Genomic DNA, 1,151 nt, shown 5'->3' on the forward strand with positions numbered 1-1,151 from the left:
GCGATTTCTTTGATTAAATTTTTTTTAGAACATGTGGTGGTGACATTATTCTCAGTCATGTCTTTTTTTTTGTTTTTTTTAGCCATTTTTTTGATTCCTCTTTCTTTTTTAATTTATTATTTATATTTATTTTTTTAAAGCTCCTCGCTTGGTAAAGAAATATTCTCTTTTAAGAAGGCATCTATCATATCCAGTTTTTCTGCCCTTAAAATAGTGTCTTTGTTATCGTTAATTAAAGCTGGTGCTTTTTTAATATTATATTCCCTAACTAGTTTATTAAATGTTTCGGTCTGTTGTCTAGTAATAATTTGAATGTGTTTTAAATATTGCGGATATGCTTTGTATAAGATGTTTTTTAATTGATCACAATTGGCACAATTATCTAAAGTTAATAAAAATATTTTTTGTAACATATGAATATCCTTTTTTCTTATAATGATTTTTTGAAATTTTTTGAAATTTTTTGTAAATTTTATTTATCTTTTTCAGCTAAACGAGCTAAATCAACCATCTGTCTGCTTTTTTCTAATTCTTGCTGAAAAGATTCCGCTTCAATGAGCATTTTCGCTATAAAGGTTTTATCTAAAAAAACTTCTTGATTTCGGAAAAGTTTGTCATTCACGAAAACAAAAAAATAACCTTTTTCTAAATCACTACAATAAAGTTGAGCTTGTATTTGGGCCCAATAATATGGAGGTATTGTTTGTGTTTTAAAAAAATCTTGCCAACTCGCACCATCGGGATTTAAAGGACATTTGATTTCTAGTAAAGTCTTGGTTTCTTCGTTATAACCATCCAAAGAAGCGGACATTAAACCTCTGGTAAAAACGGCGGGAACATATTTTAACCCATGACAAAAACAATAAAAATTTCTTGCTTTTGGTTCAGTTTTTTTGCCATGTTCAACAGCCTCATTAGTAATAAAATCACTCCCAAACACTTTTTTAAAAAGCAAATCCTCTTTGGTTTCATAAGGATTTAAACCCATGATAGTGCCTACTTCGGAAGCATTGATAAACTTTTTCCGATGTTGAAACCATTGCCAACTATTTTGGTTTAATGTTACTTTAAGAGCGGGGATAGCAAAAATATTTTTTTTCATCTGTTCAAACTCCTTTGCCTATTTTTGTTGTTTTTATAAAAAAGATAAA

At 28.6% G+C, this 1,151-nt stretch carries 2 protein-coding genes; both read right to left on the bottom strand.

From position 1 onward, the window contains the following. Window positions 1-134: 134 nt before the first annotated feature. Window positions 135-413: a hypothetical protein gene (locus ON17_RS03160; protein ID WP_017192061.1), complete on the bottom strand. Its 279-nt coding sequence runs from the start codon at window positions 411-413 to the stop codon at window positions 135-137. Between the two features lie 59 nt (window positions 414-472). After that, the gene (locus tag ON17_RS03165) at window positions 473-1,102 is read right to left on the bottom strand and encodes a lambda-exonuclease family protein (RefSeq protein WP_017192062.1); all 630 of its coding nucleotides are present in this window, start codon (window positions 1,100-1,102) and stop codon (window positions 473-475) included. Window positions 1,103-1,151 lie beyond the last annotated feature (49 nt).

The organism is Poinsettia branch-inducing phytoplasma str. JR1 (genome assembly GCF_000309465.1).
Taxonomy (GTDB): Bacteria; Bacillota_I; Bacilli_A; order Acholeplasmatales; family Acholeplasmataceae; genus Phytoplasma; species Phytoplasma pruni.